Annotated in this window: 20 protein-coding genes; 12 read left to right on the forward strand and 8 right to left on the reverse strand. The window is 65.2% G+C overall.

What is annotated here, in order from left to right; genetic code table 11:
• Nucleotides 1-81 precede the first annotated feature (81 nt).
• The 3 genes from SLQ31_RS26570 (at nucleotide 82) to SLQ31_RS26580 (ending at nucleotide 9,669) form a co-directional block, all read left to right on the forward strand.
• On the forward strand, nucleotides 82-6,813 hold the full coding sequence (locus SLQ31_RS26570; protein ID WP_319437134.1) for an Ig-like domain-containing protein: 6,732 nt from the start codon (nucleotides 82-84) through the stop codon (nucleotides 6,811-6,813).
• A gap of 256 nt (nucleotides 6,814-7,069) precedes the next feature.
• Nucleotides 7,070-8,695 (forward strand): chaperonin GroEL, encoded by a 1,626-nt coding sequence (groL, locus tag SLQ31_RS26575; RefSeq protein WP_319437135.1) that lies wholly within the window; start codon nucleotides 7,070-7,072, stop codon nucleotides 8,693-8,695.
• A 140-nt stretch (nucleotides 8,696-8,835) separates the two neighbouring features.
• Nucleotides 8,836-9,669: a DUF559 domain-containing protein gene (locus SLQ31_RS26580; protein ID WP_319437137.1), complete on the forward strand. Its 834-nt coding sequence runs from the start codon at nucleotides 8,836-8,838 to the stop codon at nucleotides 9,667-9,669.
• A 66-nt stretch (nucleotides 9,670-9,735) separates the two neighbouring features.
• Here SLQ31_RS26580 and SLQ31_RS26585 read toward each other — a convergent pair whose 3' ends face one another.
• Nucleotides 9,736-10,101: a pyridoxamine 5'-phosphate oxidase family protein gene (locus SLQ31_RS26585; protein ID WP_319437138.1), complete on the reverse strand. Its 366-nt coding sequence runs from the start codon at nucleotides 10,099-10,101 to the stop codon at nucleotides 9,736-9,738.
• A gap of 125 nt (nucleotides 10,102-10,226) precedes the next feature.
• Here SLQ31_RS26585 and SLQ31_RS26590 point away from each other — a divergent pair, with 125 nt between their 5' ends.
• A complete protein-coding gene (locus SLQ31_RS26590) occupies nucleotides 10,227-11,051 on the forward strand; it encodes an SDR family oxidoreductase (RefSeq protein WP_319437139.1) in 825 nt (274 codons plus the stop codon).
• On the opposite strand, the gene SLQ31_RS26595 is transcribed toward SLQ31_RS26590, so the two are convergent.
• The gene (locus SLQ31_RS26595) at nucleotides 11,040-11,603 is read right to left on the reverse strand and encodes a carboxymuconolactone decarboxylase family protein (RefSeq protein ID WP_319437140.1); all 564 of its coding nucleotides are present in this window, start codon (nucleotides 11,601-11,603) and stop codon (nucleotides 11,040-11,042) included. The two genes, SLQ31_RS26590 and SLQ31_RS26595, sit on opposite strands and share 12 nt — an antisense overlap.
• Entirely contained in the window at nucleotides 11,600-13,336 is a 1,737-nt protein-coding gene (locus tag SLQ31_RS26600; protein ID WP_319437141.1) for an N-acyl-D-amino-acid deacylase family protein, read from the reverse strand. Before SLQ31_RS26600 ends, SLQ31_RS26595 begins: the two co-directional genes overlap by 4 nt.
• Before the next feature lie 35 nt (nucleotides 13,337-13,371).
• On the opposite strand from SLQ31_RS26600, the gene SLQ31_RS26605 reads away from it, so the two are divergent.
• The 7 genes from SLQ31_RS26605 to SLQ31_RS26635 all read left to right on the forward strand — a co-directional run bounded on the left by SLQ31_RS26605 (nucleotide 13,372) and on the right by SLQ31_RS26635 (nucleotide 19,198).
• On the forward strand, nucleotides 13,372-13,749 hold the full coding sequence (locus tag SLQ31_RS26605; protein WP_319437142.1) for a VOC family protein: 378 nt from the start codon (nucleotides 13,372-13,374) through the stop codon (nucleotides 13,747-13,749).
• Nucleotides 13,750-13,759: 10 nt separating this feature from the next.
• A complete protein-coding gene (locus SLQ31_RS26610) occupies nucleotides 13,760-14,284 on the forward strand; it encodes a mycothiol transferase (RefSeq protein ID WP_319437143.1) in 525 nt (174 codons plus the stop codon).
• 44 nt (nucleotides 14,285-14,328) lie between these two features.
• On the forward strand, nucleotides 14,329-14,826 hold the full coding sequence (locus tag SLQ31_RS26615; protein WP_319437144.1) for a PA-phosphatase: 498 nt from the start codon (nucleotides 14,329-14,331) through the stop codon (nucleotides 14,824-14,826).
• Nucleotides 14,827-15,078: 252 nt separating this feature from the next.
• Nucleotides 15,079-16,089, forward strand: a complete 1,011-nt coding sequence (locus tag SLQ31_RS26620; protein WP_319437145.1) for a hypothetical protein — start codon at nucleotides 15,079-15,081, stop codon at nucleotides 16,087-16,089.
• A gap of 114 nt (nucleotides 16,090-16,203) precedes the next feature.
• Nucleotides 16,204-17,409 (forward strand): hypothetical protein, encoded by a 1,206-nt coding sequence (locus SLQ31_RS26625; RefSeq protein WP_319437146.1) that lies wholly within the window; start codon nucleotides 16,204-16,206, stop codon nucleotides 17,407-17,409.
• A gap of 63 nt (nucleotides 17,410-17,472) precedes the next feature.
• Entirely contained in the window at nucleotides 17,473-18,330 is an 858-nt protein-coding gene (gene ppk2, locus SLQ31_RS26630) for a polyphosphate kinase 2 (RefSeq protein WP_319437147.1), read from the forward strand.
• 28 nt (nucleotides 18,331-18,358) lie between these two features.
• Entirely contained in the window at nucleotides 18,359-19,198 is an 840-nt protein-coding gene (locus SLQ31_RS26635; protein WP_319437148.1) for a hypothetical protein, read from the forward strand.
• Here the strand turns inward: SLQ31_RS26635 and SLQ31_RS26640 are convergent.
• A complete protein-coding gene (locus SLQ31_RS26640; protein WP_319437149.1) occupies nucleotides 19,195-20,091 on the reverse strand; it encodes a crotonase/enoyl-CoA hydratase family protein in 897 nt (298 codons plus the stop codon). The genes SLQ31_RS26635 and SLQ31_RS26640 overlap by 4 nt on opposite strands.
• An 84-nt stretch (nucleotides 20,092-20,175) precedes the next feature.
• Between SLQ31_RS26640 and SLQ31_RS26645 the strand changes: the two genes are divergently transcribed.
• Entirely contained in the window at nucleotides 20,176-21,225 is a 1,050-nt protein-coding gene (locus SLQ31_RS26645; protein ID WP_319437150.1) for a dihydrodipicolinate reductase, read from the forward strand.
• A gap of 1 nt (nucleotide 21,226) precedes the next feature.
• Here SLQ31_RS26645 and SLQ31_RS26650 read toward each other — a convergent pair whose 3' ends face one another.
• The 4 genes from SLQ31_RS26650 to SLQ31_RS26665 form a co-directional block, all read right to left on the reverse strand.
• Nucleotides 21,227-21,574: a hypothetical protein gene (locus SLQ31_RS26650; RefSeq protein ID WP_319437151.1), complete on the reverse strand. Its 348-nt coding sequence runs from the start codon at nucleotides 21,572-21,574 to the stop codon at nucleotides 21,227-21,229.
• On the reverse strand, nucleotides 21,571-23,094 hold the full coding sequence (locus SLQ31_RS26655; protein ID WP_319437152.1) for a hypothetical protein: 1,524 nt from the start codon (nucleotides 23,092-23,094) through the stop codon (nucleotides 21,571-21,573). Before SLQ31_RS26655 ends, SLQ31_RS26650 begins: the two co-directional genes overlap by 4 nt.
• Nucleotides 23,091-23,390, reverse strand: a complete 300-nt coding sequence (locus SLQ31_RS26660) for a DUF2563 family protein (RefSeq protein WP_319437153.1) — start codon at nucleotides 23,388-23,390, stop codon at nucleotides 23,091-23,093. Before SLQ31_RS26660 ends, SLQ31_RS26655 begins: the two co-directional genes overlap by 4 nt.
• Nucleotides 23,391-23,460: 70 nt before the next feature.
• A complete protein-coding gene (locus tag SLQ31_RS26665; RefSeq protein ID WP_319437154.1) occupies nucleotides 23,461-25,491 on the reverse strand; it encodes a prolyl oligopeptidase family serine peptidase in 2,031 nt (676 codons plus the stop codon).
• Between the last annotated feature and the right edge of the window lie 51 nt (nucleotides 25,492-25,542).

Genomic DNA, 25,542 nt, shown 5'->3' on the forward strand with positions numbered 1-25,542 from the left:
CCCGAGCATCACACGATCTCGCCCCCTTCCACATCCAGCGGGTCGAGGTCCGTGGCGCCCGCGCCGAAGCAGAGGCAAGGCGTGCTTTCGGGGGCGATTGACAACACCGACGAGGGCGCTGAGGGGTCGCCGACGTCGGTGGCTGTCAAGGATCCGGTCGCGGCCGCGCTCCCCGGTGGCGGCGATGGTGATCCCATCGGGCCTGCGCGTGCGCCGATCACGCTCAAGAGCATCGTCACCGACGCGCTCACCTGGATCGGGTTGGGTAGTCTGGTGCCCTCTTTGCCGGTCCCTAATGTGCCGGTCCCGCCATTTTTTGAAGGCCTCTGGCTCGCCGTCCGTGGATTCCAACGCACGGTCAACAACCAACGGCCCGGCGCCCACCCCGCCCTGCTCGAGCCGGACCCCGACGGCACGATTCGCGGCAACGTGAACGCCACTGACTTCGACGGCGACCCGCTGACCTACTCGGTGTCGAAGCCGGCCACCGAGGGCGACGTCACGGTGGAGTCGGACGGCAGCTTCACCTACAAGCCGGGGGAGCAGATCGCGGCCACGGGTGGTAAAGACAGCTTCACGATCAAGATCGACGACGGCGCCACCCATGGGTTGGCCGGTGCGCTCGGCCTCAGCGGGCCGGGCAGCGCCACCATCACGGTCACGGTGGCAGCACCCGTAGTCCCGGTCAACCACGCTCCGATCAACGGTGCCGCCAATGCGGGTTCACCCGCTGCCGACGGGAAGGTGACCGGGACGGTGGCCGCCACCGATCCGGACGGCGACTCGCTGAGCTATTCGCGAACCACGGCGCCGAGCAAGGGCGCCGTGGTGGTCAATGCTGACGGGTCGTTCACGTATACGCCGACTGTCGACGCGCGGCACGATGCCGCCGCCAACGGTGCGGGTGTGGTGCACGACGGCTTCACGGTGACGGTCAGCGACGGCCAGGGTGGGACACTGACGGTGCCGGTGTCGGTGGTCGTCAGTCCGGTCAACGCTGCGCCCGACGGGGTGGTGGTGCAGGTCGGCACTCCGAGCCTGACTACAGGCGTGGTGACAGGTTCTGTCCACGCGACCGACGCCGACAGTGACACCGTGACCTACACCGTGAGCACACAGCCCAGTCGTGTCAAGAAGCTGGACTTCGACAGCACCACAGGCACTTTCAGCTACACGCCAACGGACGCGGCGCGCCAGTCCGCGGCGGAGGGCGGACCCACCTCAGATGTCTTCACCGTAACCATCACCGACGGCCACGGTGGCGTCAGCACCGCCGACGTGAGTGTGACCGTCGCTGTAGCGCCGGTGCAACCGCCGGTCAACCAGGCGCCGCGGGGACTGCACGCCACGATAACGACGACCGGGTCAGACGGCATGGTCAGCGGTGTGGTGACTGCAATTGACCCTAACGGCGATCTTCTAACTTTCACCGGTACAGCGGAGACCGATAAGGGGCAGGTCGTTGTCTGGCCGAACGGCAGCTTCAAATACATCCCGAACAGCGAGAGCCGCCACATTGCCGCGGCCGACAATGCATCGATTGACGACCGGGCCGATAGCTTCGTCGTCACGGTCAGCGATGGTGCCGGTGGCGTCGCCACCTTGACCGTCAGTGTTGCGGTTACTCCTGAAAACGGCGTGCCCGCAGGATATTTCACCGTCAAGTCGACTGATCCTGCGACCGGCGCGATCGCCGGTGCGGTGATCGGTAGCGACGTCGACGGCGACCAGGTGACCTATGCGGGTTACCGCGTCGCGTCGAGTTGTGTGGGGAGTGACGTCTGCCACGAGACGTTCACCACTGACGTGACCTCAGCCGGCACCGTTGTCGTCAACACCGATGGAACATTCACTTACACACCGAATCCCGATGATCGCATCCACAGTTTCAATAATGTCGTCGAGTATGGCTACGCGCTGACCGACGGTTTCCAAGTCGTGGTTTTCGACGACCACGGCGGACAAGTCGTCGTGCCAGTGCGCGTCGTTGTGGATCCCACCGGACTGAATCATGCGCCGGGCAATGTGACGGTGAGTCCGGGCAGCACCGGTGCAGCGGGTATTTCCGATCCGTTCACCGGCGTGGTCACCGGGTACATCAGTGCCAGCGACTCCGACGGGGACACCCTCACCTATACCGTGAGCAGTCAGACGGCTTCTGCAGAGCAGGTGCGCATCGACACCGTGACCATCGAAGGTCAGGGCACCGTCACCAGGTTCACCTACACCCCCACCGCTGCTGCGCGGCGGGCCGCCACCGATGGCGGGCCCCGTTCGGACACGTTCACTGTCACCGTCAGTGACGGTCAGGGCGGGACGACCACAACCGACATCACCGTCGCGGTGGCTCCACTTCTGCCGACTCCGCCTCCGACGGTGGTCGACGGATACGTGCCGTGGTCCTCACCCGTAGTCGCGCCCGGTGGCACGGTGTTCCAAGTGGTGGCCGCCTACGATCCTGCACATCCACCGTCGTCCCCCGCGGACGTCTCTTATTCCGTCGCCGTCGTCTCTCCGACCGGCTCGAGCACCATGGTCGCGTTGCCGGGAGCGCCCAACAAACCTGAGGGGCAACTTGCGTTGTCGGCGCGCCCTGGCGGCGACGCCGTCGCTACGACGGTCACGTTGGACGGACCGTTCGCAGTCATTCGGACACAGATCTCGCGAATCACTTCGACGGGGGCCATCAGCACCACTGACATCGTCGGCAAGCCACTAGGTGATCTCGTGGTGGCGGCCGACGGAACGGCCTACCAGGTGGTGACGGTGCAAGTCGACACCGGCGTCGTCTTCAACGGCCAGAGCATCGTCGAGGACACCTTCGTGGTGGTGCGTATGGACCCCAACGGAGCGGTCACCATTCATGGCCCCGGCGCGCTAACCGGTGGCGCTGTGTACGCCCTGCCTCAGGGTGTTTTGGCCACCGACGCCGACGGCAACGCGTACCAGTTCATTAACGGCGCGGTGATTGAAACCAACGGCACTACCCCCACTGTCGTCCCACGGTCGGGCATCATGGTCGTCCCGGCGAGCGGCTCGGCGTACTTTTCGGATCTGCTCTCCTTCTCCGGATTGCTAGCCACACCGGTGGGGACGGTTGGGGTTAGTCCTGACGGGACGGCATACGCGACCTTCAGCGTGATGGACCAACGAGGCGAGCACGAATCAACTGTGGTGATGATCCTGTCGGGTCACACCACCCGCACCCAGACCATAGTTGGTTCTCCGCAATCCCTAGGGGGTGAGCGAGCGTCAGTCGTGGTCGGGGCGGACGGTACCGCGTACCAGGTCACGTCTACGCCCGATGGCGATTGGACCACCTATGTCACCAAAGTCGGTGGCCAGACCATCGAGGTCCCCCACACCCGCCCCGACTATGGCCTGACGGTAGCTGCCGACGGTGGGGCGTTCATGGTGCTGTCGCCCACTACGGTGTTGGCGGTCAGCCCGGGTGGCACTGCGACCACCGTCACCCTGGATAACGCGCGCGACTTCGTCGTCGGTCCCGACGGCAAGGGCTACTCGACGATAACCGACTACGACACCAGCACCAGCCAGGTCATCGTCATCAGCACCGGCGGCGCGAAGTCCAGCATCGTGCTCGGGGGTGAGGCCGCTTCGGACGTCGTGTTCGGGCCGGACGGGACCGTGTATGTGGCTGTTGCAGTCGACGGATCGGACGCGACGGGTGGGCAGGGATTCTTCATCAAGAACCTGACCACCGGCGCCATCAGCGAAACGCTCGTCGCTTCGGACGAGACCGACGCCGATGGTCTTGTCGTTGGTCCGGACGGCACCGCCGTTCTGGTCACGACGACACTCGGGGACAACGCGACCACCCACATCGTCGCGTTCGCGCCTGACGGGACGACCTTGACTTCGTCGGTGCCGGGTCGATCTCTGGGCTCGGGATTCGCGGACGACGGCACCGCGTATGTGGCCACTTCGCAAAGCAACAGCAACGTTCTCACGGTGACAGCGCTCACCTCCACGGGAATCAGGCCCGTACTGACTGCGCCCAGCGACGGATACAGCTTGTCGTCAGTGGCGATCGCCGGCGGCGTCATCGCCTATTCGGTCCGCACGGAGCGCGAGGACGGCACGGTCTCCACCGAGATCTTCACCGTGCCAGGGGTTCCCAATGCCGGTCGCGAGTCGACGGTATCGGCTAGGGTCGTGGCCCGCGAGGTGGCGAGCGCAGGCGAAGCTCACGAGCCGCAGGTGTTGGCAGTCAGCGTGGCGACGCCGGCCGCCGACGGGAAGGTTCACGGTGCGGTGAGCTCCACCGACGTTGACGGTGACACCCTCACGTATTCGGTAGCCCGGGACTCCGCGCTGGGAACCGTCACGATCGATCCGGAGACGGGTGAATTCACCTATGTCCCTGGCGATGCCGCTCGACACGCTGCTGCGTTGACGGCCGGCCCCACCTTAGGGCTGGGAACGTCGGTCGGAGGCGCCTACACGCTCTTGTTCAACGATGACCACACGCCAGTCACATGGGATCACTTCTCCGTTGGTATCGATGACGGGTCTGGCTTCGTCACCTACCAGGAAGTGAACGTCGTTATCGCTCCGGCCAACAACGCTCCGGTGGTTGACGTCGAGGTCCATCAGGACAGCAACGGTCTTCTGGTCGGCTCGTTCACTGCACCGGACGTCGATGACGACGCGCTGACATTCGCGGTGATCCGGGGCCCTGATCGCGGCAGCTTCCACCTCCGTCAAGACGGCACGTTCTTCTACACGCCAACCGAGGAAGCCGCCGCCCTGTCCTACACCGATTACGTGTTGGCGTGGGTGACCGATCAGCATGGCGCGAATATCCCAGTGACCATTGCTATTCCGGTGAACCAGAACGGCGGCACGCCGCCCGTGACGAACCCGGGGGAAGACACCGTCAATGCATTGGTCGGCCTCGTCCACGGCTCGCTCGGCGTCGGTATGCAGCACGGTGTCAGCTATGACATCACCGACGGGCCGGTGCACGGGACGGCATTCATCTACGAGGACGGCACCTACGACTATCTGCCGGACTACGCGTCTCGGGTACAGGCGGCCTCGCCCACGGCGACGGCTGCGGATCGCGAGGATCGATTCACAGTGACCGCGACCGACGAGCTTGGGGCGAAGACCTCGACCACCATCACGGTCGCGGTCAGCCCGAAGGCGGCCGATCCGGTCCACTACGAGAAGGTCGTCGAGCCTTTGAAGGGTGAGGTTTCCCTCTTCGCGGATGGACACTATCAATACACACCATCCGACGAGGCCCGCGTGCGGGCTGCCGCGCCAGACGCAACAGACGCCGATCGCCACGACACCTTCACCATCAAAGCGACGGACGTCGACGGCAACACGACGATGATGACCGTGACGGTGGACGTCGCTCCGCCTGATGTGACCATCGATGTGGGCGAAAAGTCTTCTGATCGTCCGTACACCATGGCACTAAATCGCGACGGCACGCGTCTTTACGTTGGTTACGACGACACGTTGTACCCCGGATCCGACAAGCATGTTTTGTCCGTAATCGACACGGATCCGACCAGCAGCACCTACAACAAGGTGGTCGATACGGTTGAACTGACCGACCTGCATGGGGGGTACGTGAGCCTCGCGGTTAGTCCCGACGGAAATCGCCTCTACGCCGGGCTCAACGATGGTTTGGCCCTCATCGATATCGACCCGACCAGTGGTAGATACAACCAGCTTCTCAAGCTAGTCGAGCTGAAAACCCCCGACGGGTCAGACGCTCCGAGTGGGATAGCTGAAGTACGCGTCAGCCCGGACGGCAAGAAGGTCTATGTGGTCGCCGGCGAGTACCTGTCGGTGATCGACACGGACCCGGCCAGCGACGGGTATGAAAAGCCGATCGTCATCAGAAATATCGCCGGTGATGTGAGCGGCATCAGTGGCGGAGGAATTGCGACCGGCGTGGCGCTCGAAGGTACTCGGGCGTACGTCGTTCACGAGGCCCTAGGGGCTGGAGGCAACTGGCGCCGCGCCCTGGTGTCGGTTGTCGACATGGATCCATCGAGCGCTGACTACACCAAAGTCATCGGCACGTTATGGACGAACGACGAGAGAACGGCGTACTCGGCCGGTCCGGGCCCGCTGTGGCCAGGTGGCGCAATAGATCTCGATCTGCTGAATTTCGGGTGGGTCGCAATCCCGGGCGCCGACGACAGCACGGGAGCGGCGATGGCGTCGCCTTTTGTCCACTTCCAGCGCGACGGCGCTTTCATCGTCATTGGCCATGAGGTGTGGCTCGGTAGCGACGGTAGTAGGATTGAGGTCCCGGAGGGGGTGAGCAGTTGGACGGGCATTGCCGTAACACGCGATGGCAGAGTGTATTTGAGCGATCGCGCAACTCGTACCGTGACGATGATGGGCGGTGCGTCCGATCCGTCGGGTCTATTCGGTTATGGACAAGGGTTCCTGGCCGGTCCGCTGCACGGCGACTCCCGTGACCAGGTTGAAACGAAATCGCCTGCTCTGGATGGTATTTCGTGGGACCAGTACCCGCCGGGCGTGCGGCAGCCGATTGAGGACTTCATCAACGAGAATGGTTTGGGAAGTGCCGCCGGGTTGCTCGGGGCCGACAGCATCGCCCATGATCTCGATGAGGTCTACGCTGCGTTTAAGACCAACGACGGGGACCGCTCTCACGCTGCGTTCCTGCATCTGGCCGGGGATCTGACGATCGTCCTGGTAAAGAAATACGCCAAGGCCGCGGTTGGACTCACACCGAAGAACATCTACGGCGCGTCAATCGGAAAACTCAGTCGGAAACTCGAGGGCCTTTTCAGCTAGCCGATCGGCGGATCACCGTGGTCGCGAGGCGGTTGGTGTCGGCGTGGTTCACGCCGACGTCCTCACCGCCATCTCGACCTGACCAGATTTCTTGCACTCGGCATGGGCGAGTGCTAAAAAGGTGGTTGGCACTCGCGACCGGTGAGTGCTAGGTCGGGCCGGTGAGACCGAAGCAGAACACAGCTGCGGTCGTCCGTCGCGGGCACTGCGTCCGACCCAAGAACGTGTAACCCCCAACCGGAGGATTCACTTCGCAATGTCCAAGATCATTGCTTACGACGAAGAGGCACGCCGTGGCCTCGAGCGGGGCCTCAACGCCCTCGCCGATGCGGTAAAGGTGACGCTGGGCCCCAAGGGTCGCAACGTTGTCCTGGAGAAGAAGTGGGGCGCCCCCACGATCACCAACGATGGTGTGTCCATCGCCAAGGAGATCGAGCTCGAGGACCCCTACGAGAAGATCGGCGCTGAGCTGGTCAAAGAGGTCGCCAAGAAGACCGACGACGTCGCTGGCGACGGCACCACCACCGCCACCGTTCTGGCTCAGGCCCTGGTTCGCGAAGGCCTGCGCAACGTCGCTGCCGGCGCCAACCCGCTCGGCCTGAAGCGCGGCATCGAGAAGGCCGTCGAGAAGATCACCGAGACGCTGCTCAAGAGCGCCAAAGAGGTCGAGACCAAGGAGCAGATCGCTGCTACCGCGGGCATCTCGGCCGGTGACCAGACCATCGGTGACCTGATCGCCGAGGCCATGGACAAGGTCGGCAACGAGGGTGTCATCACCGTCGAAGAGTCGAACACCTTCGGCCTGCAGCTGGAGCTCACCGAAGGCATGCGCTTCGACAAGGGCTACATCTCGGGCTACTTCGTCACCGACGCCGAGCGCCAGGAAGCGATCCTCGAGGATCCGTACATCCTGCTCGTCTCGTCCAAGGTGTCGACGGTCAAGGACCTGCTTCCCTTGCTGGAGAAGGTCATTCAGTCGGGCAAGCCGCTGCTGATCATCGCCGAGGATGTCGAGGGCGAAGCCCTTTCCACCCTGGTGGTCAACAAGATCCGTGGCACCTTCAAGTCCGTCGCCGTCAAGGCTCCGGGCTTCGGTGACCGCCGCAAGGCCATGCTGCAGGACATCGCGATCCTGACCGGTGGCCAGGTCGTCAGCGAAGAGGTCGGTCTGTCTCTCGAGACCGCCGACGTTTCGCTGCTGGGCCAGGCTCGCAAGATCGTCGTCACCAAGGACGAGACCACGGTCATCGAGGGCGCCGGCGATGCCGACGCGATCCAGGGCCGTGTTGCCCAGATCCGTGCCGAGATCGAGAACAGCGACTCCGACTACGACCGCGAGAAGCTGCAGGAGCGCCTGGCCAAGCTGGCCGGCGGTGTTGCGGTGATCAAGGCCGGAGCTGCCACCGAGGTGGAGCTCAAGGAGCGCAAGCACCGCATCGAAGATGCCGTGCGCAACGCCAAGGCTGCTGTTGAAGAGGGCATCGTCGCCGGTGGTGGCGTGGCGCTGCTGCAGTCGGCTCCTGCTCTCGACGACCTCAAGCTCGAGGGCGACGAGGCCACTGGTGCCAACATCGTGCGTGTCGCGCTGTCGGCTCCGCTGAAGCAGATCGCCTTCAACGCGGGCCTCGAGCCCGGTGTTGTCGCCGAGAAGGTCACCAACTCGCCGTCCGGAACCGGCCTCAACGCCGCAACCGGTGTGTACGAGGACCTGCTCAAGGCCGGCGTTGCCGACCCGGTGAAGGTCACCCGCTCGGCGCTGCAGAACGCGGCGTCCATCGCGGCACTGTTCCTCACCACCGAGGCCGTCGTCGCCGACAAGCCGGAGAAGGCGTCCGCTCCCGCGGGCGACCCGACCGGTGGCATGGGCGGTATGGACTTCTAAGTCCCTTTACGAAAGAAGCCCCGGTGCGCTTAGCGCACCGGGGCTTTTTCGTTATCCCCACTGTGGGCCTCATGCACAGGTTCGGTCGAAAACTGGTGCACGACACCCACAGTCGCGGCGTTGGCCGACATTGTGGCGGGGTGCAACCCTTCATCGGAAGTGCCGCGGTGCGCCGCGGCAACATCAGTCGGAGAGCGCTCGCCCGCGATCACAGAGCCATTTACAAGGATGTTTACCTGCGTCGTGACGTCGAGTTGACTGCATTACTGCGGGCGCGGGCGGCTTGGCTGTCGACCGGGGCGACGCTGTGCGGATTGTCGGCCGCGGCGGCGTTCGGCACGAGGTGGCTCGATGCGTCGGCGCCTGCCGAGATCATCCGCGCCGACCGACATGCGCCGCCCGGCATCGTCGTCCACTCGTGGGACCTCGCGCCCGACGAGGTTTGCCTGGCCGGGAGCATGACGGTAACGACCACGGCGCGCACTGCCTTCGACATCGGCCGGTATGCCCCACCTGCGCGGGCCATTCCGATCCTGGACGCGCTGGCGAACGCCACTGGCATCAAACCCGCTGCCGTGCAGGCGCTCGCGGACCGGTACCCGGGTGTGCGCGGGGTTTCGCGGCTGCGCTCGATCCTCGAACTGGTCGACGGTGGCGCAGAATCGCCACAGGAGACCAAGCTGCGGCTGCTCATCGTCGGCGGTGGGCTACCGCCGCCGGAAACGCAGATCGCATTCCGCGACCTTCGCATTCGTGTCGATATGGGCTGGCGTGAATGGAAGGTCGCGGTGGAATACGACGGCATCCAGCACTGGACTGATGGCCGGCAGCGGGCCTGGGATCTTGAGCGGATCGCGCAGCTGGAAGCCGCCGGCTGGGTCGTCGTCCGCATCAGCGCCGCGATGATGTCGCGACCGAATGTCATCGTTGAGCGTGTTGCGGCCAAACTCCGCGCGGCGGGTTGTCCCATTTAGGGCCGAGTGTGGGTCTCCTGCACAGAGTTTCGCGATTTCTTGCGCATAAGGCCCACAGTCGGCGGGCTAAAGCGGGACGCAGTCGTCACCGCAGCCCGACGCTGTCGGAATGTTCGGCTGTGCCGGCCGGTGGAGTACGGCGCGGTGGGGAACGACGCGCAGGGAATCGTCGGTGAGTTCGCCCCGCCCGTCGACGATCAGGCTGTAGCCGCCAGGTTCGGCCGGCGGCCATAACAGCGTTGCGTTGGGGTGAACGCAGATATTGCGGCGCGTGCTGTTGCCGACCTCCCCGAGATCGAGGATGCCGTTGCGCAGTACCGGGACGATCGACACGGTGTGGGCCTGGTAGTCGTGGCCGACGGTGATCAGATAGCCAAAGGGATAGTCGGCCAGAGTCCTGGCGAGCTGGCCGAGGTCCACCTTGACGCTCATCGGCTGATCCTATTTCTCCGAGCGTGTGCGTTCTCGGTGTTCAGAGGCCAAATCTTCGACGACAACCCCCACGGTCGATGGAGGCGCTGGGAATATCGCCGTCGAGCGCATAGGTTGTCGACGACATGTCGCTGCCTACGCCGTCACCCACGTCCACCGCCGTCGTCACCGGGGCCTCCTCGGGAATCGGCGCCGACCTCGCCCGTGAACTCGCCGGGCGCGGCCACGGCGTCACGCTGGTCGCCCGTCGCGAGGACAAGCTGCGCGAGCTCGCCGCCGAACTCGACTCCCAGGTGCGCGTCGAAGTCATCGCCTGCGACGTCGCCGACCCCGACGCCCGTGCGGGATTGTTCGACGAGGTCGAAAGGCGCGGCCTGACCGTCGACATCCTGGTCAACAACGCCGGCATCGGCGTCGTCGGTTCGGTGGCCAGTGCACCGGTGGCCGACGAGATCGCCCAGGTTCGGGTGAACGTGGAGGCCGTCATCGACCTCACGTCCCGTGCCGTACAGCAGATGGTGCCGCGCGGTCGCGGCGCGATCCTCAACGTCGGATCGACGGCGGGTTTCCAACCCTTCCCCGGCCAGGCGGGCTACGCCGGTACCAAGGCTTTCGTTCGCACCTTCACCGCGGGATTACGCGCGGAACTCGCCGGCACCGGCGTCACGGCAGCGGTGCTGCATCCCGGGCCGGTACGTACCGAATTCCTCAGCGCGGCCGGGATGGACGAGCGCGACTTCGCCGCCGCATTCCCGAAGTTCCTGTGGATGCCGTCGCGGACGGTTGCCAAGATCGGCATCGACGCACTCGATGCGGACGCGGGCGACGTGATCGCCGGCGTGCAAAACGTGATCAGCACCCGCCTCATTCAGCTGCTGCCGAACAGAGTGCTGCTGCCGATACTTGCGCGTCAGCACCCCGCGCTCAAGCGGGACAAGTCACGCCGCTGAACTCGGCCAGGGTCGCATCCAGCCCTCGACCGGCAGGTCCAAGCCGTTGCACAGCGTGCACACCGTCCGGTACCAGCCGACCGCGATCAGCAGTTCCATCCGCTGCTCGTCGTCGTAGTTCTCGCCGAGAGCGGCCCAGGTCTGCGTCGACCATGAGCCGGTGCGTTCCAGTTCGTCGACCGCGACGATGAGCGTGCGATCGTCGGCGCTCCACCGCGGATCGGTGGCGTCACCGACGGCCAACGCGTCAGCCTCATCGCCGGATACGCCGGCGATGGGCCCCCAGAACGCGGCCTGCCCGCCCCATTCGTAGGCGCAGTGCACCAGCCCGCAGATCCGCAGGATCGCGATCGTGCGGGTGCGCGGTGGCAGCCGGGTGTCGAGGTAAAGCGATTCGCCCATCTTGCGCAGCTTGCGGGCCATGTCGGGATGGCGTTGCAGACAGCGCACCAGCAGCAGCGGCTCGTAGGTGCGGTCGGGGTGGCCCCAGCTGCCGATGTCGGTCTCGTCCTCAGGACTCCACGGCTGCGCCAGTGGCTGGATGCGGCTCATGCGTTCACCGAGCCCGAAGGTGCCGGTTGACGTCCCCGGATCAACTTGCCCGGCCGAGCCGCGGTGGGCACGCCGTTCTCCGCGATCACCTCACCGGCGACGACGGTCGCCACGTAGCCGTCGGCACTCTGATCGAGCCGGCGTCCGCCGCCGGGCAGGTCACGGGCGATCACCGGCCGGTGCAGCGTCATCGTCGCCTGGTCGATCACGTTGAGATCGGCCTTGTATCCCAACGCAATTCGGCCACGATCGGCCAGTCCGGCAACCCGGGCCGGCGCCGATGTCAGCTCCTGGACGACCCGCTCCACCGACAGCCGGCCCGACTCCCGATCGCGCGCCCAATGGGTCAGCATGTAGGTGGGAAAGCTTGCGTCACAGATCATTCCGTAATGCGCACCGCCGTCGCCGAGGCCGAGGATGACATCGTCGCGCTGGATCAGCTCCGCCACGGTGTCCAGCGAGTTGTCGCGGAAGTTGGCCAGCGTGACCAGCAGCATGGCGTGACCGTCGTCGTCGAGCAGCCGGTCGTACGCCTCCTCGAGCGGGCTGACGTCGCGGGCGCGGGCCCGAGCGCCGATCGAATCCTCGGCGGCGGGTTCGTAGTTCGGCGGATCGCCGAGCGGGTACATGTAGTCCCACGCCTGGGCGGCGAACATCAGCGGATGCCCGTCGCTGGCCGGCTTGTCATTCAGAATACGTTCCCGCACTTCGGGTTTGCGCATCTCGGCCACGCGCTCGGCCAGCGGCAGATCGGCGATCTCCCGGTACGCCGGGTACAGGATGAAGGGGTTGCCGGACAAGTCCAGGCCGAGCACCAGCCCGATCGGCCGCGGGAAGATCTGTCCCGTGACGTCGCCGCCGTTGGCGTTGGCCTTCTCGACCATGCGCAGTGCGTCGAGGTGAATCGGCGGGCCCGCGTTGCCGATCGCGAGCGTGAACGTCACGGGCAGCCCCACTTCCGAAGCGACGTCGAAGACCGCGCTCAGCGCACCCTCGTAGTCGCCGGCCATCAGATCGGGCACGAACTGCAGCAGGCCACCGCCGGCGTCGTCGACACCTCGGGCGATCGCCTCGATCTCCGCATACTCCGCCTCGTAGCTCGGAATCGGTTGTCCGCCAGCGGTTTTGTGCAAGGTGAGGCGCGACGATGCGAAGCCCAGCGCGCCCGCGCGAATGGCTTCCTCGGCGAGCTTGCGCATCAACGCCAGGTCCTCGGTGGTGGGCAGCTCGCGATCGACGCCGCGCTGGCCCATGACGTACACGCGGAGCGGAGAGTGCGGCAGGAACGCGGCGACGTCGATGTCCCGCCGGCCCGAGTCCAATGCGTCGAGGAACTCCGGGAAGGTCTCCCAGGTCCACGGCAGCCCGTCGACCATCACCACGCCGGGGATGTCCTCGACGCCGGCCATGACATCGACGAGCACATCGTGATCCTCGGGGCGGCACGGCGCGAACCCGACGCCGCAGTTGCCCATCACCGCGGTCGTCACGCCGTGGGCCGACGACGGCGTCATGCGTTCCGACCAGATCGCCTGACCGTCGTAGTGGGTGTGGAGATCGACGAATCCCGGCGTGACGAGTAGCCCGGTGGCGTCGATCTCGCGGGCTCCGGATCCGTCTACGGTGCCCACCGCGACGATGACGCCGTCGGACACGGCGACGTCACCGGCGTAAGGCTCGCCGCCCGAACCGTCGACGATCGTGCCGTTGCGAATGACCAAGTCGTAACTCATGGGCACAGATTACGTCGGCTGCCAGAATGGAAGCTGTGATCGATCACTTCGGAATCAACTGCAGCGACTGGGCCAAGTCGAAGGAGTTCTACGACGGTGTGCTGGGGGTGCTCGGCTATACCCGTCAGATGGACTTCGACGTCGCCATCGGTTACGGCCGAGACGGCAAGCCGGACTTCTGGATCGCCGACGCCTCAGCCGGCGATGCTTCCGGCCCCAACCGTGAGGTGCACTTTGCGTTCGCGGCGGCCGACGTCGACGCAGTCAAGGCCTTCTACGATGCCGCGCTGGCATTCGGTGTCGAGTCCCTGCACGCTCCGCGGATATGGCCCGAATACCACCCGGGCTACTTCGGCGCCTTCGTCCGCGACCCCGACGGCAACAACGTCGAGGCCGTTTTTCACGGCGCGTAGCGTCAGCGCCATGACTGACTCGCTGTCCGATGCCAACGCTGCCCGCGAACTGCTGCGGGACTCCTTTGCCCGCATCATCGAACACGTCAACAACCTCACGGACGCCCTGACCGACGAGGTCTCGTTCTTCCGGCCGACCGCCACGGCCAACAGCATCGCCTGGTTGATCTGGCACAGCGCCCGCATTCAGGACGCCCAACTCGCCGATATCGCCGGAACCGATCAGGTGTGGTTCGCCGGCGGCTGGGTGGACCGCTTCGGACTGGACCTGCCGCGCGACGCGCATGGATACGGGCAGACGCCCGACGAGGTGGGGAAGGTCCGCGCGCCCGCGGATCTGCTGGCCGGCTACTACCACGCCGTCCATAAAGTGACGCTGGAATACATCGCCAGCGTGACCACCGATGAGCTCGCCCGGGTGGTCGACACCAATTGGGATCCGCCGGTGACCGCCAGCATGCGGCTGGTCAGCATCATCGACGACTGCGCTCAGCATCTCGGCCAGGCGGCCTACGTGCGGGGCATCGCCCGCTGACCAGCAACGCGGTCCGGTGGTGGCCGCCGATCGGCTTGGCGGCGATGGGGCTGCTCGGTTGGGCAGTGGGGACGGGATCGACACCGATCGACGACTGGTTCCAGCGCGCCCGCGGCAGCATGCTCGGCTGGCTGCTGTTCTTCACCGACCAGCGCACGATCGCGGTGATCCTGCTCGGTGCGCTGGCTCTCGCGATTTATCGGCAGCGTTGGCTGCTGACCGCACTTGTCGTGGTGACTCCTGTTGCGGCCGTGTGGCTTTCGCGGGTGTTCAAGGACTGGTTCGGGCGGGAGAAGGGTGGCGCGGTCGCCTACCCTAGCGGCCATACGACGTTGATGGTGGTCGTGCTCGGCATGGTGATCCTGGTCGCGGGCGCTCGGCTGTGGATCGTTCTGGTCGCGATCGTCTGGGCGCTGCTGGGGATCCTCGGTCAGGCGGTGACCTACCACTACTTCACCGACGCCGTCGGCGGCCTGCTGTTGGGCAGTTCACTGGTGTGTGTCGCCGCGTTGGTCGGCCGATCGAGTTTATTGACGCGGTAGCAACCCCGTGCGATGCTCGCTTTACGGCTTTGCCGCGACAATTGATTCGGGGGAATCATGATCGCTACTGCGCGCCCGCAAACCAAACTCGCCGCTGCACTATTGACCGCCTGTCTTGTGGCTACGGCACCCGCGGCGCCCGCGCCAATGGGCACCGGACCCGAGTCGCTTCGCGTCATCAGCAACGTTGCCGTCCAACCCGCATCGGTGATCACCAACACGCTCCTCACTCTGTCCGAGGTCGTGAATGCCGTGGCCGACACCGTGATGCTCGAAACCGACCTTGCCCTCGGACTCAACTTTGACTGGGAGGATGCCGATTTCGGCGTTGGTGTCCCCACCAACCCATTGTTCTGGGCTGTGGCTGCGGCACAGAATCCCGGCAGTGCGCTGAGCTACATCGTGCAGCTGTACCTCAACCCCTCGGACAACTACGTCGCAAACTTCAACTACACCTACCCGTGGTTCATGAAAGAGCTGGTAGTGGATTCGGTGATCTTCCGGTTGCCGCAGCCGCTGAGGTCTGCCCTCAGTGATGCCGTCAATGGCCTGGCCGACAGCATCAACGCGGCATTGAGTGGCCTGCCCGATCCGACCCCGGCTTGGCTCTCCGTGCGGCAGCAATACAACACCCCGGGCGGGCGCTTGATCTATGCGGTGCAAAACGCGATTGCGCTTCCGGTGACGCTGGCAACGGCCGTCGTGTACTACGTGGGCCGTCTGCCGGCCACCCTTGAGGCGACGGTCGAGTCGGCGTTGCAGGATCCGGCCGAGATCCCGGGACTGCTGAGCAATCTGGTGCACAGGGCGTTGGACCCTGACCTTTTTGAAGGATTGCTGGGCAATCTTTCCTACAACCTCCTCAAGCCGCTGATGTTCCTGCCCGCGCCGATCGGTCAAACCTCTTACGGTGCACATGACGGATTCGCCTACTCCCTCTATCAAGGCATCCGCAACGCCGCCAACGGTTTCCTGAGCACCCTCCCCGCGCCGATCGAGCCCACACCGTGGGTATTCCCGGCCGCCGCGGCGGCCTCGGCGGCGAAGAGCGCATCGGCCAATTCGGCAGCCGACGTCTCCGAAGGGCGAACGGCCGTATCTTCGAATGCCCACGGACGGGCGCAATCCGGTCGAACGGCCGGCAGCGGTTCATCGGATGCTCACCGGCAAACGTCGTCGACCAAGTCCGACAGCGCCAAGAAGGGCAATAACGGTTCGACCGGCCGTGGTCGCTCTGCCCGGAGCGCGGCGGGCGCCGCCTGAAACGACGATCTGGCAAACGTCGCGACAGGCCGATCCCGATTATTGACGGGGTAGTAACGCCATGCGATGCTCCGTGAGCGGTGATTGCCGCACCTACAAATTCCGGGGAGATCCATGTCAGTGACAGCGCGTACGCACACCAAGCTCGCCGCGGCTCTACTGACGGCCGGCATGGTGGCTACCGCACCCGCGGTCGTCGGCGCGGGGCCGCAGACGCTGCCCGTGGTGAGCAATATCGACGTGCGTTCGGCTTCGTTCATCACCGATGGGCTCAACGCCTTTGGCGATGTGGTGAGCGCAGCTGCCGACGCCTTCATGATCGGATCGGACTTCGCGCTCGGGCTCAATTACTACTGGGATGACTCCGATTACGGCTGGGGAGTGCCCATCAACCCGGTCTTCCTCGCGGTCGCCGCGGCGCAGAATCCCGGCAGCGCGCTCAGCTACTTCCTGCAGACCTATCTCAACCCGTCGGATATCTATGGCGACCCCAACGACAACACCATCTACTACTACTCGTACCCCTGGTACGTGAAGTCGGCGGTCATCGACCCGCTGGTGGGGTTGTTGCCGGTCCAGTTGGGCGCCGCGGTCAACACCGCCATCAACGACTTCGCCAACGCCATCAACACCGCGTTCGCCAGCCTGCCCGATCCGACCCCGACGGTCACGTCGATGTGGGACCAGTACAACACCACGGGCGGGCGCATGGTCTATGCGCTGCAAAGCGCGCTCGGGCTTCCGGCGACGCTGGCCACCGCCGTCGTGTACTACCTGGCTTACCTGCCGGAGACTCTTGAGGGCACGGCCGAAGCGGCTATCCGGAATCCAGCCAACATCCCAGGGCTGCTCAGCAGCCTCGTCTACGACGCGCTGGATCCCAACCTTTACGGCGGATTGCTGGGGAACTTGTCCTACAACCTGTTCAAGCCGAGCTTCTTCTTGCCTGCCCCGATCGGCGAGAGCTCGCTGGGGGCTCACGACGGGTTGGCGTACGGCGCGTACCAGAACTTCGCCAACGCGGTTTCCGGCTTGCTGAGCGTGCTGCCGACTCCTGTGGTCCCGGTCCCGTTCCCATCCGCGGCGACCGCCCCGACTGCCCCGACTGCGGCGAAGAGCGCCGAAGCGACTGCGTCGGAGACGTCGTCGACCGAATCTCCGACAGTCGACTCGCAGGGTCAGTCCGCCGGGAAGGCCACTCGATCGTCGGCTGCTGACCGGCACGCGAACTCGGCCAAGCCGAGTGCCAAGAAGGCCAAGGGCGATTCGACCAGCAAGGGCGGGTCTGCCCGGGCCAACAAGAGCCACGGCGCCGCCTGACTAGGGATCCGGCGTTCACCAAGACGTCACTCGGGGTTTCCCTCGCGCTGATAATTTCCGCGCGTGTCACTCGAGAGCAATGGCTTCACAGTATTTGACGACGACGATGACGACCCCGTGCTGCTCGACGCAGCCGGGCTGGCCGTCGACACGTGGCGGGAGAACTATCCGTACGGCGAGCGGATGTCGCGCAACGAGTACGAGGAGCAGAAGCGGCTGCTGCAGATCGAGCTGCTGAAGCTGCAGAAGTGGAGCCAGGCCCACGGGCTGCGGCACGTCTTCGTGTTCGAGGGACGCGACGCCGCAGGCAAGGGCGGCACCATCAAGCGCTTCATGGAGCATCTCAACCCGAGGGGCGCGCGGGTGGTGGCGCTGGAGAAGCCCACCGAGAAGGAACGCACTCAGTGGTACTTCCAGCGCTACGTCAACCATCTGCCTGCGGCAGGCGAGATCGTGATGTTCGACCGGTCCTGGTACAACCGCGCCGGCGTGGAGCGGGTGATGGGGTACTGCACGCCCAAGCAGCACGCCGAGTTCATTCGGCAAACGCCGCTGTTCGAGCAGATGCTGGTCAACGACGGCATCAGCCTGACCAAGCTGTGGTTCTCGGTGTCGTCGAGCGAGCAGCGCACCCGGTTCACCATCCGCCAGGTCGACCCCGTTCGGCAGTGGAAACTGTCGCCGACCGATCTGGCGTCCCTGGACAAGTGGCACGACTACACCTCGGCCAAGGAAGACATGTTCGCCTGGACGGACACCGAGATCGCGCCATGGACTGTCATCAAAAGCAACGACAAGAAACGCGCGCGGATCAACGCGATGCGCCACGTGCTGAGTAAGTTCAACTACGACAACAAAGACCATGAGGTGGTCGGCCAGCCCGACCCGTTGATCGTGGGCCGCGCGACACACTCCGACTAAACCCGCGCGTCCCCGCCGAGGAGGACGCGTGCGGTTCGTGGCGACGCTACAGCTGTGGCTCGTCACGACGCTCTTGCTGGCGCTCGCTCTACCCGCGGCGTGGGTGCAACAGCATCTGGTCGACGACGACGGCTATGCGGCACTTGCGCAGAAGGCTGCCGCCGATCCCGGACTGCAGTCGGCGATGGCATCGCAGTTGACGACGCAGGTGGCCCGGTTGGGCACCAGCGTGAACACCGGGACCGTGAGTCTGGTTGCCGCGACCTACACCTCGAGTTCGTCGTTTCCCGGCCAGTTCGCCCAGGCGAACCGCTTTGCGCACCGGTGGTTGTTCACCGACTCGATTCGTTCGAGCGTCGACTCGCAGGGCCGCTGGGTGATTGACATCGCGCCGATGCTCTCCGACGCCGCATTCAAGGAGACGCTCAGCGACTACAACATCACCGTGCCCACGGCGGTACCAATTCCGTTGACCGACAACGCTCCTTCGGTGTTGCGGCCCGGTTCGTTGCGGTTGGTGGCGGCCTACGGGCCGTGGGTCAGTGTGGGCTTGACGGTGCTGACCGGATTGTTCGCGCTACTCACGCTCTTCGTCGCCAGGAGGCGCGGCAAGATGCTGGTGGGACTTGGTGTGTCGGCGCTGCTGGTAGGGGCGGGCGGTTGGGCCGCAATCGAATTCGGCCGGCGGAGGCTGAATGCGGTGCTGGACAACTCGTCCGGCGACATCAGGCGGATCGCCGAAGTTCTGGTGGGCACGGCGCAGAACAGCATGCACCAGTGGCTCAACATCACCCTGGTGGTCGGCGGCGGCTTGGTGATCATCGGGGTGATCGTGTCGCTGCTGGTCAGTCTGGCGAGGACGAACTAGGGCTCGATGACGTGTGACGGGTCGGGCCGCAGCTCAGGCGGAGCCTGGCTGTAGTCACCCCAGGGTCCGTCGCGATATTCGACGGCCGCGCGGACGCCCTGCGTTCCGGCCACATTGATGAAGTCCAGTGCTTCCGGGGTGTTGCGCATGAGCCCGTCGAGGATGCCGCCGAGGGTCTGGGTGCTTGCCAGGCCCATGTTCTCGTAGGCCTGGTTGACGATCAGTTTCTGAGCCTGCAACTGCGACAACGGGATTCGTGCCAGATCGGCCGCGATCTCGGCCACCCGCGCTTCCAGCCGCTCGAAAGGCACCGCCTCGTTGATCAGCTCGATGTCGGCCGCCTCCCGGCCCGTCAGTGGGCGCCCGGTCAGCGAATGCCACTTGGCCTTGCTGAAAGACAGCCGATACAGCCACATCCCGGACAGGTAGGCACCCCACATCCGGCTGTAGGGCGTGCCGATCACCGCATCCTCGCTGGCGATCACCAGATCGGCGCACAGCGCGTAGTCGCTGGCGCCGCCCACACACCAGCCGTGTACCTGCGCGATCACCGGTTTGGTGGCTCGCCAGATGGCCATGAATTTCTGAGTGGGGCCCGTCGCGCGACCGCTGACCATCGCGAAGTCCTTGCCGGGATCCCAGCGGCCGTCGGTCATCATCGACTCGCCCCAGTGCTGGAATCCGCCGCCGAAGTCGTAGCCGCCGCAGAACGCGCGGCCCGCGCCGCGCAGCACGATGACCTTGATCGACGGATCACGGTCGGCCAGCCCGATGGCGGTCTCCACCTCGTCGGGCATGGGCGGGACGATGGTGTTGAGGTGTTCGGGGCGGTTGAGCGTGACCGTGGCGACGGGTCCGTCGGAGGTGTACAGGACGGTTTCGAATTCGGGCATAACCGCAGTGAAGTGACTTCCGCCCCGCTGGTCAAGGCCTGTCAATTGAAGGTATTACCGCATGGCTTACAGTACGATCGCCTGGTGCTGCGAGTCATCCAGTGGGCCACCGGTTCGGTGGGCAAGCATTCCGTTGCCGCCGTCCAACGCCATCCCGACCTCGAATTGGTGGGTGCGCTGGTCTACAGCGACGCCAAGGCGGGCCGCGACGTCGGCGACGTGTGCGGAATCGGCCCGATCGGCGTGCAGACCACCACGGACGTCGACGAGATCGTCGCGTTGGACGCGGACTGCGTTTTGTACATGCCGCAGGGCGAGATGAATCCTCCTGCCGCGGTCGACGACATCTGCCGGCTGTTGGCATCGGGCAAGAACGTGATCTCGACGGCGGTGACGGCGCTGATCTATCCGCTCAGCATGGGGCCCGAGGTGGCCGAGCGATTGACGGCGGCCTGCGCTGAAGGCCGGTCGTCGTTTCATGGCACCGGGATCGAGCCGGGCTGGGCCGCTGAGGTTCTGCCGCTGACGATGTCGGGCCTGTTTGCCCGCATCGACTCGCTGCTGGTGCAGGAGCTGATGGACTACACGACCTATGACAGCGCCATGATGCTTTTCGACATCATGGGATTCGGCAAGCGGCCCGACGAACCAGTGCCGATGGCCGATGCGGCGCTGGCTGGTGTGACATTTCGGGCGCCGCTGATGCTGCTGGCCGAGGGGCTGGGTGCGACGGTCGACGATTTCATCTACCACCGCGAGACCGCTTTGGCCGCTGAGGCTTTCGATATCAAGGCCGGCCGGGTAGAGGCGGGCACCGTCGCGGCGCAGCGCTTCGGTTATACGGCCGTGGTCAACGGACGCCCGGCCATGACGGTCGAGCACATCACCCGCCTCGGCGACGAGCAGGCGCCGGATTGGCCGACCGGGCGAGGGTGGAAGGTGACCGTCGAGGGGGAGCCGTCGATGGTGCTCGAATCCAAGATCGCCACGCACGGCGAGGATGAGACGGATCAGGGCTGCCTGGGCACGGCTATGCATGCGGTGCATGCGATTTCACCGGTGTGCGCGGCCGCGCCGGGGATCCGGACCTTCCTGGATCTGCCGATGATCATCGGGCGGCACGTGCTGGGCTGACTTACTCGTCTTCGTCGACGGCCGGAGCTAATGCCGGCGGCCGGTCGGGCCGGCCGTGGCTAAAGGCGCCATAGACCCGGCCGTTTATCTTGATGAAGTTGGTCCAGAGGCCCGCGACAAAGAACAGGGCTACCGCGGTCATGATCGAGACGAACAGCCCACTTTTCCAATCGGGCAGTTGCGAGAAGAACAGCAACACCACGGCGGCCGCGCAACCGGTCCACCACACTCTGCGTTCAATGGAGTCCGGCGACAGAGTTGCCGACTTCCACAGCGGGAAAGTGCTGAAGATCGTCCCGACTCCGATTGCGCCCATTGCTGCATACGTCAATGTTTGTTGCATGCTCACCAACTCTTTCCGCCGCCACCGGCCGACCCGAAGGCCGGGTCGAATATCGATCCGATGCCACCGCCAAGCTGTTCGCCACCAAGACCGCCGACCACGCTGGCCGCAACGACGATCGCCGCGGTGGTCCATGGGCCAGTGAACGATCCCGCGACCGCCGCCGCACCCCACGCGGCAGCTGAACCACCCGCCACGCCACCCAAAGCACTCCCCAATTCTTCGTTGCTGCCCCCCTGGGCGCGATCGTTGAGCGCGGTGACCAGTTGAATCACGTCTCCGATCCTGCCGACTCTGCCGGCAATATGCGCCCACTTGCCGGCGTCGGCCGGTGATAACAGATCTTCCAGTTTCGCGTGAGCGCCGGTAGGTATCCCCTTGGCATACGCCTCGACGCCCGCGGCGGCCGGTCCGCCATAGCCCGCCAGATCGCTTCCGCCGTGAAGTAAATCGTTGATCACCGCCTTGGCGCCGCCCTCGGACATACCCTGACCGACGAGAGCCTTGACGGCCTGCTGTACCGCTGTGGCCCGCCCGAATTGCTCACCGTCGTCCAGCGCCTGCGTCGCCTGGTCAGCCGACATCGGCGGCAGGCCTTGCAGTCCTTGCTCCAGCTGCCGTTGCAGCTCCAGCCTGCCTCGGGCCCGCGTACGGGCGTCCCCGCCAAGGAGGGGGTCCTTGGGCAGCGGCCCGACGAAGTTGGCCATCCGGAAATCGTCGAGGCGCTCACCGGCCAGCCGTCGCGCATCGGCGTCGGCCGCAGGGTTGGTCGCGGTGGCGAAATCGCGCAAACGTGCTGCGGCGTCGGCCTTTTCCTGGGTCATCGGCCCGCCACTGTTGACCAGCGCCTCGTCCTTGGCGCGCTGGTTGGCGTCGTAGTAGTCGGTCGACTCTCGCCCACGCTGTTCGGGCCCGGGCTGACCGTCGCCGTCGACATCCTCGATCGGCGCAGGGTCGTAGCCGTGCTCGGCGCGCAGGTCAGTCAACGACGCCTCCAGCTTGGCGCCGTAATCGTCACGCAGGCCCTCGACCTGATGCAGCACGCTCGATGTCACCGAAATCGCGTTGTCTTCAAGCGCCGACGTGTCCTGATCGTTCGCGAGTGCCTGGTCGATCAAGGCATCGAGGTAATGCAACTGGGTGTTGAGGTTCTCCACCTGCATGCCGGAAAAGCGCTGTGTTTCAGCAAGATTCGCAGCGATATTGGACAGGTCCACCCCGATCGCGGGCAGCTGGTCGCGCTGAATCATCAACCGAGTGGTCGCGCGTTGCACCTCGGCACTGTCATTGATCGGGTGCTCGCCGTTCTCCCGATTCCATGACGCCCGGAACCGCGCCTGCGCCTGTTCGAATTCCGCATACGTCTCAGCTGTGCAGGCACTGGCGTTGTAGAAGGCGCGGCCCAACTCGGCGATCTCGCCGGGATCCCCGCTCTGCAGCGTCTCGTCGACCTGCCATGGATCGCCGCCGGCCTCACCGATGAGCGCGCCGATACTGATGTGGGTCAGGCTCGGGTACTCGGTCACAGCACCGAACGCAGGGCCTCGGCGTTGCGTTCCTCCATGTCGACGAACACCGACGCGGTCTTGTGGCCCTTGTCGCCGAGCACTCCGAGGTGATTCTCGTGCTCGCGAAGCCGCTGAATGTGATTGCTGTGTGCCTCGGAGATGGCGCCGTGAAATGACTCCGCCGCCGGGAAATCACCGAAGATGCTGGCGCCGACTCTGGCACGGGACAGCTGGTCAGCGCCCTCCATGGCAAACGATGCCGCGTTGTATGACCGGTTTGCACCCGAGCGCATCTCATCCACATCGACCTGCACCGCACACCCCCTGGCATGTTAGCTGTTAGCTAGAGGGTACTACGTGATGTGTCCTGGTCAATTCACTCCATCAGCCCAGCATGCGGTGCAGGAAGGAGTAGCTCAACGCCGATTTGAAGGCGGTTTGCGCGTTGTCAGCCGCCCCGGCATGGCCGCCCTCGATGTTCTCGTAGTACCAGACCGGATGCCCGGCCTCCTCCAGTGCGGCGGTCATCTTGCGGGCATGCCCTGGATGCACCCGGTCGTCGCGCGTCGACGTGGTGATCAGCACCGGGGGATAGCGCTTATCCGCCGAAATGTTCTGATACGGCGAATATTCCGAGATGAACGCCCAGTCCTCGGGATCGTCGGGGTCGCCGTATTCGGCCACCCACGACGCCCCGGCCAAGAGCAGATGGAAGCGCTTCATGTCCAGCAGCGGGACCTGGCACACCAACGCGCCGAACGACTCCGGGTACTTCGTCAGCATGATGCCCATCAACAGACCGCCATTGCTGCCACCCTGCGCACCCAGTTGCGCGACGCCTGCGATGCCGCGGTCCACGAGATCGCGTGCCACCGCGGCGAAGTCCTCGGCGACCTTGTGCCGACCCTCCCGCATCGCCTGGGTGTGCCAGGCCGGCCCGTACTCGCCACCACCACGGATGTTGGCCAGCACGTACGTGCCGCCGCGCGATAGCCACAGTCGCCCCAGCACACCGTCGTAGCCCGGCGTGCGGGACACCTCGAACCCGCCGTAGCCGCCCAGCAGCGTCGGTCCGGGTGCCTGACAGTGCTTGTGGCCGACGACGAAGTAGGGGATCGCGGTGCCGTCGTCGGAGGTCGCGAAATGCTGCGACACCTCAAGATCGGCGGCGTCGAAGAACGACGGTGCGCGTTTGATCTCGCTCAGCTCGCCGCCCGCCGTCCCATGCAGCAGCCGCGACGGGGTGATGAAATCGCTGGAATCCAAGAATATCTCGTCGCCGTCGTCGTCCGTGGCGACTATCACGGTGTTCCGGCGGGCAGGAGCGGAGCGACCCGGGATTTCGTTGTTGCCGAGGCCGGGCACCGGCTCCCGCGTCCAGGTACCCGGGGTCACGATCTCCACCCGGCTCGCGACGTCGACGAGCGTCACCAACAGCAGCCGGTCGCGGGTCCACGCGTACTGATGCAGGCTGGTGTGGTCGTCAGGTTCGAAGACCACACTCAATTCTGCTGTGCCGTCGAGGAATTGCGCATAGTTCGCGGCCAGCAGCGAGCCGGTCCGATACGAAGCCGTGCCGGTCTCCCAGTCGCTGCGCAGTTCGATCAGCAACCACTCGCGATGCACCGACAAACTGGCGTCGGTCGGCGCGTCGATGCGGACCAATTCGCCCGAACGAAGTTCGTAGACTTGGTCGTTGAAGAAATCCACCGCTCGGCTGAGCAGCGTGCGCTCGTAGCCGGGGGTGCGATCCACCGTCGCGCCGACGGCCACGTCGGTGACGGGCCCGGTGAACAGCGTCTCGGCCTCGGCCAGCGGCTGGCCGCGCCGCCACCGCTTGACCATCCGCGGGTACCCGGATTCGGTCATCGAATCCGGCCCGAAGTCGGTGCCCACCAACACCGTGTCGTGGTTCTCCCACGACAACCGCGACTTTGCCTCCGGCAGCTCGAATCCGCCGGTCACGAATTCCCGCTTCACCATGTCGAATTCGCGCACGATCGCGGCATCCGAGCCGCCAGGCGACAAGTTGATCAACGCCAGGGTGTGATCGGGTTCGATGACGTCGGCCCCGGCCCACACCCACTTTTCGCCGTCGGCGGCCGCCAGCTCGTCGAGGTCGATCACGACGTCCCAAGCGGGATCTTCGGTCAGGTAGCTCGCCAGCGTGGTCCGCCGCCACAGGCCCCTCGGGTTGACCGCGTCGCGCCAGAAGTTGTAGAGGTACTTGCCGCGCCGTCGCACGTACGGAATGCGTGCGTCGGTGTCGAGCACCTCCAGTGCCTCGGTGCGCATCTGCTCGAACGTCTCACCGCTGAATTCGGCGATGGTCGGATCGTTGTGCTTGCGCACCCAGTCCAGCTGCTCATCACCGGCGATTTCCTCGAGCCAGAGGTGGGGGTCGTCTTCGGCCATGTCATCCATTCTGCTGGCAGCGGTAATGTGAGCTGTATTACACCGCGGATC

This window comes from Mycobacterium sp. RTGN5 (genome assembly GCF_033804465.1).
Taxonomy (GTDB): Bacteria; Actinomycetota; Actinomycetes; order Mycobacteriales; family Mycobacteriaceae; genus Mycobacterium.

Bases quoted from the DNA above. Each gene is read 5' to 3' on its own strand.
- groL (WP_319437135.1), top strand. From the start codon at position 7,070: ATGTCCAAGATCATTGCTTACGACGAAGAGGCACGCCGTGGCCTCGAG.
- SLQ31_RS26585 (WP_319437138.1), bottom strand. From the start codon at position 10,101: ATGAGCGTCAAGGTGGACCTCGGCCAGCTCGCCAGGACTCTGGCCGAC.
- SLQ31_RS26665 (WP_319437154.1), bottom strand. From the start codon at position 25,491: ATGGCCGAAGACGACCCCCACCTCTGGCTCGAGGAAATCGCCGGTGAT.
- SLQ31_RS26640 (WP_319437149.1), bottom strand. From the start codon at position 20,091: ATGCCCGAATTCGAAACCGTCCTGTACACCTCCGACGGACCCGTCGCC.
- SLQ31_RS26590 (WP_319437139.1), top strand. From the start codon at position 10,227: ATGTCGCTGCCTACGCCGTCACCCACGTCCACCGCCGTCGTCACCGGG.
- SLQ31_RS26625 (WP_319437146.1), top strand. From the start codon at position 16,204: ATGTCAGTGACAGCGCGTACGCACACCAAGCTCGCCGCGGCTCTACTG.
- SLQ31_RS26615 (WP_319437144.1), top strand. From the start codon at position 14,329: ATGGGGCTGCTCGGTTGGGCAGTGGGGACGGGATCGACACCGATCGAC.
- SLQ31_RS26595 (WP_319437140.1), bottom strand. From the start codon at position 11,603: ATGAGCCGCATCCAGCCACTGGCGCAGCCGTGGAGTCCTGAGGACGAG.
- SLQ31_RS26600 (WP_319437141.1), bottom strand. From the start codon at position 13,336: ATGAGTTACGACTTGGTCATTCGCAACGGCACGATCGTCGACGGTTCG.
- SLQ31_RS26610 (WP_319437143.1), top strand. From the start codon at position 13,760: ATGACTGACTCGCTGTCCGATGCCAACGCTGCCCGCGAACTGCTGCGG.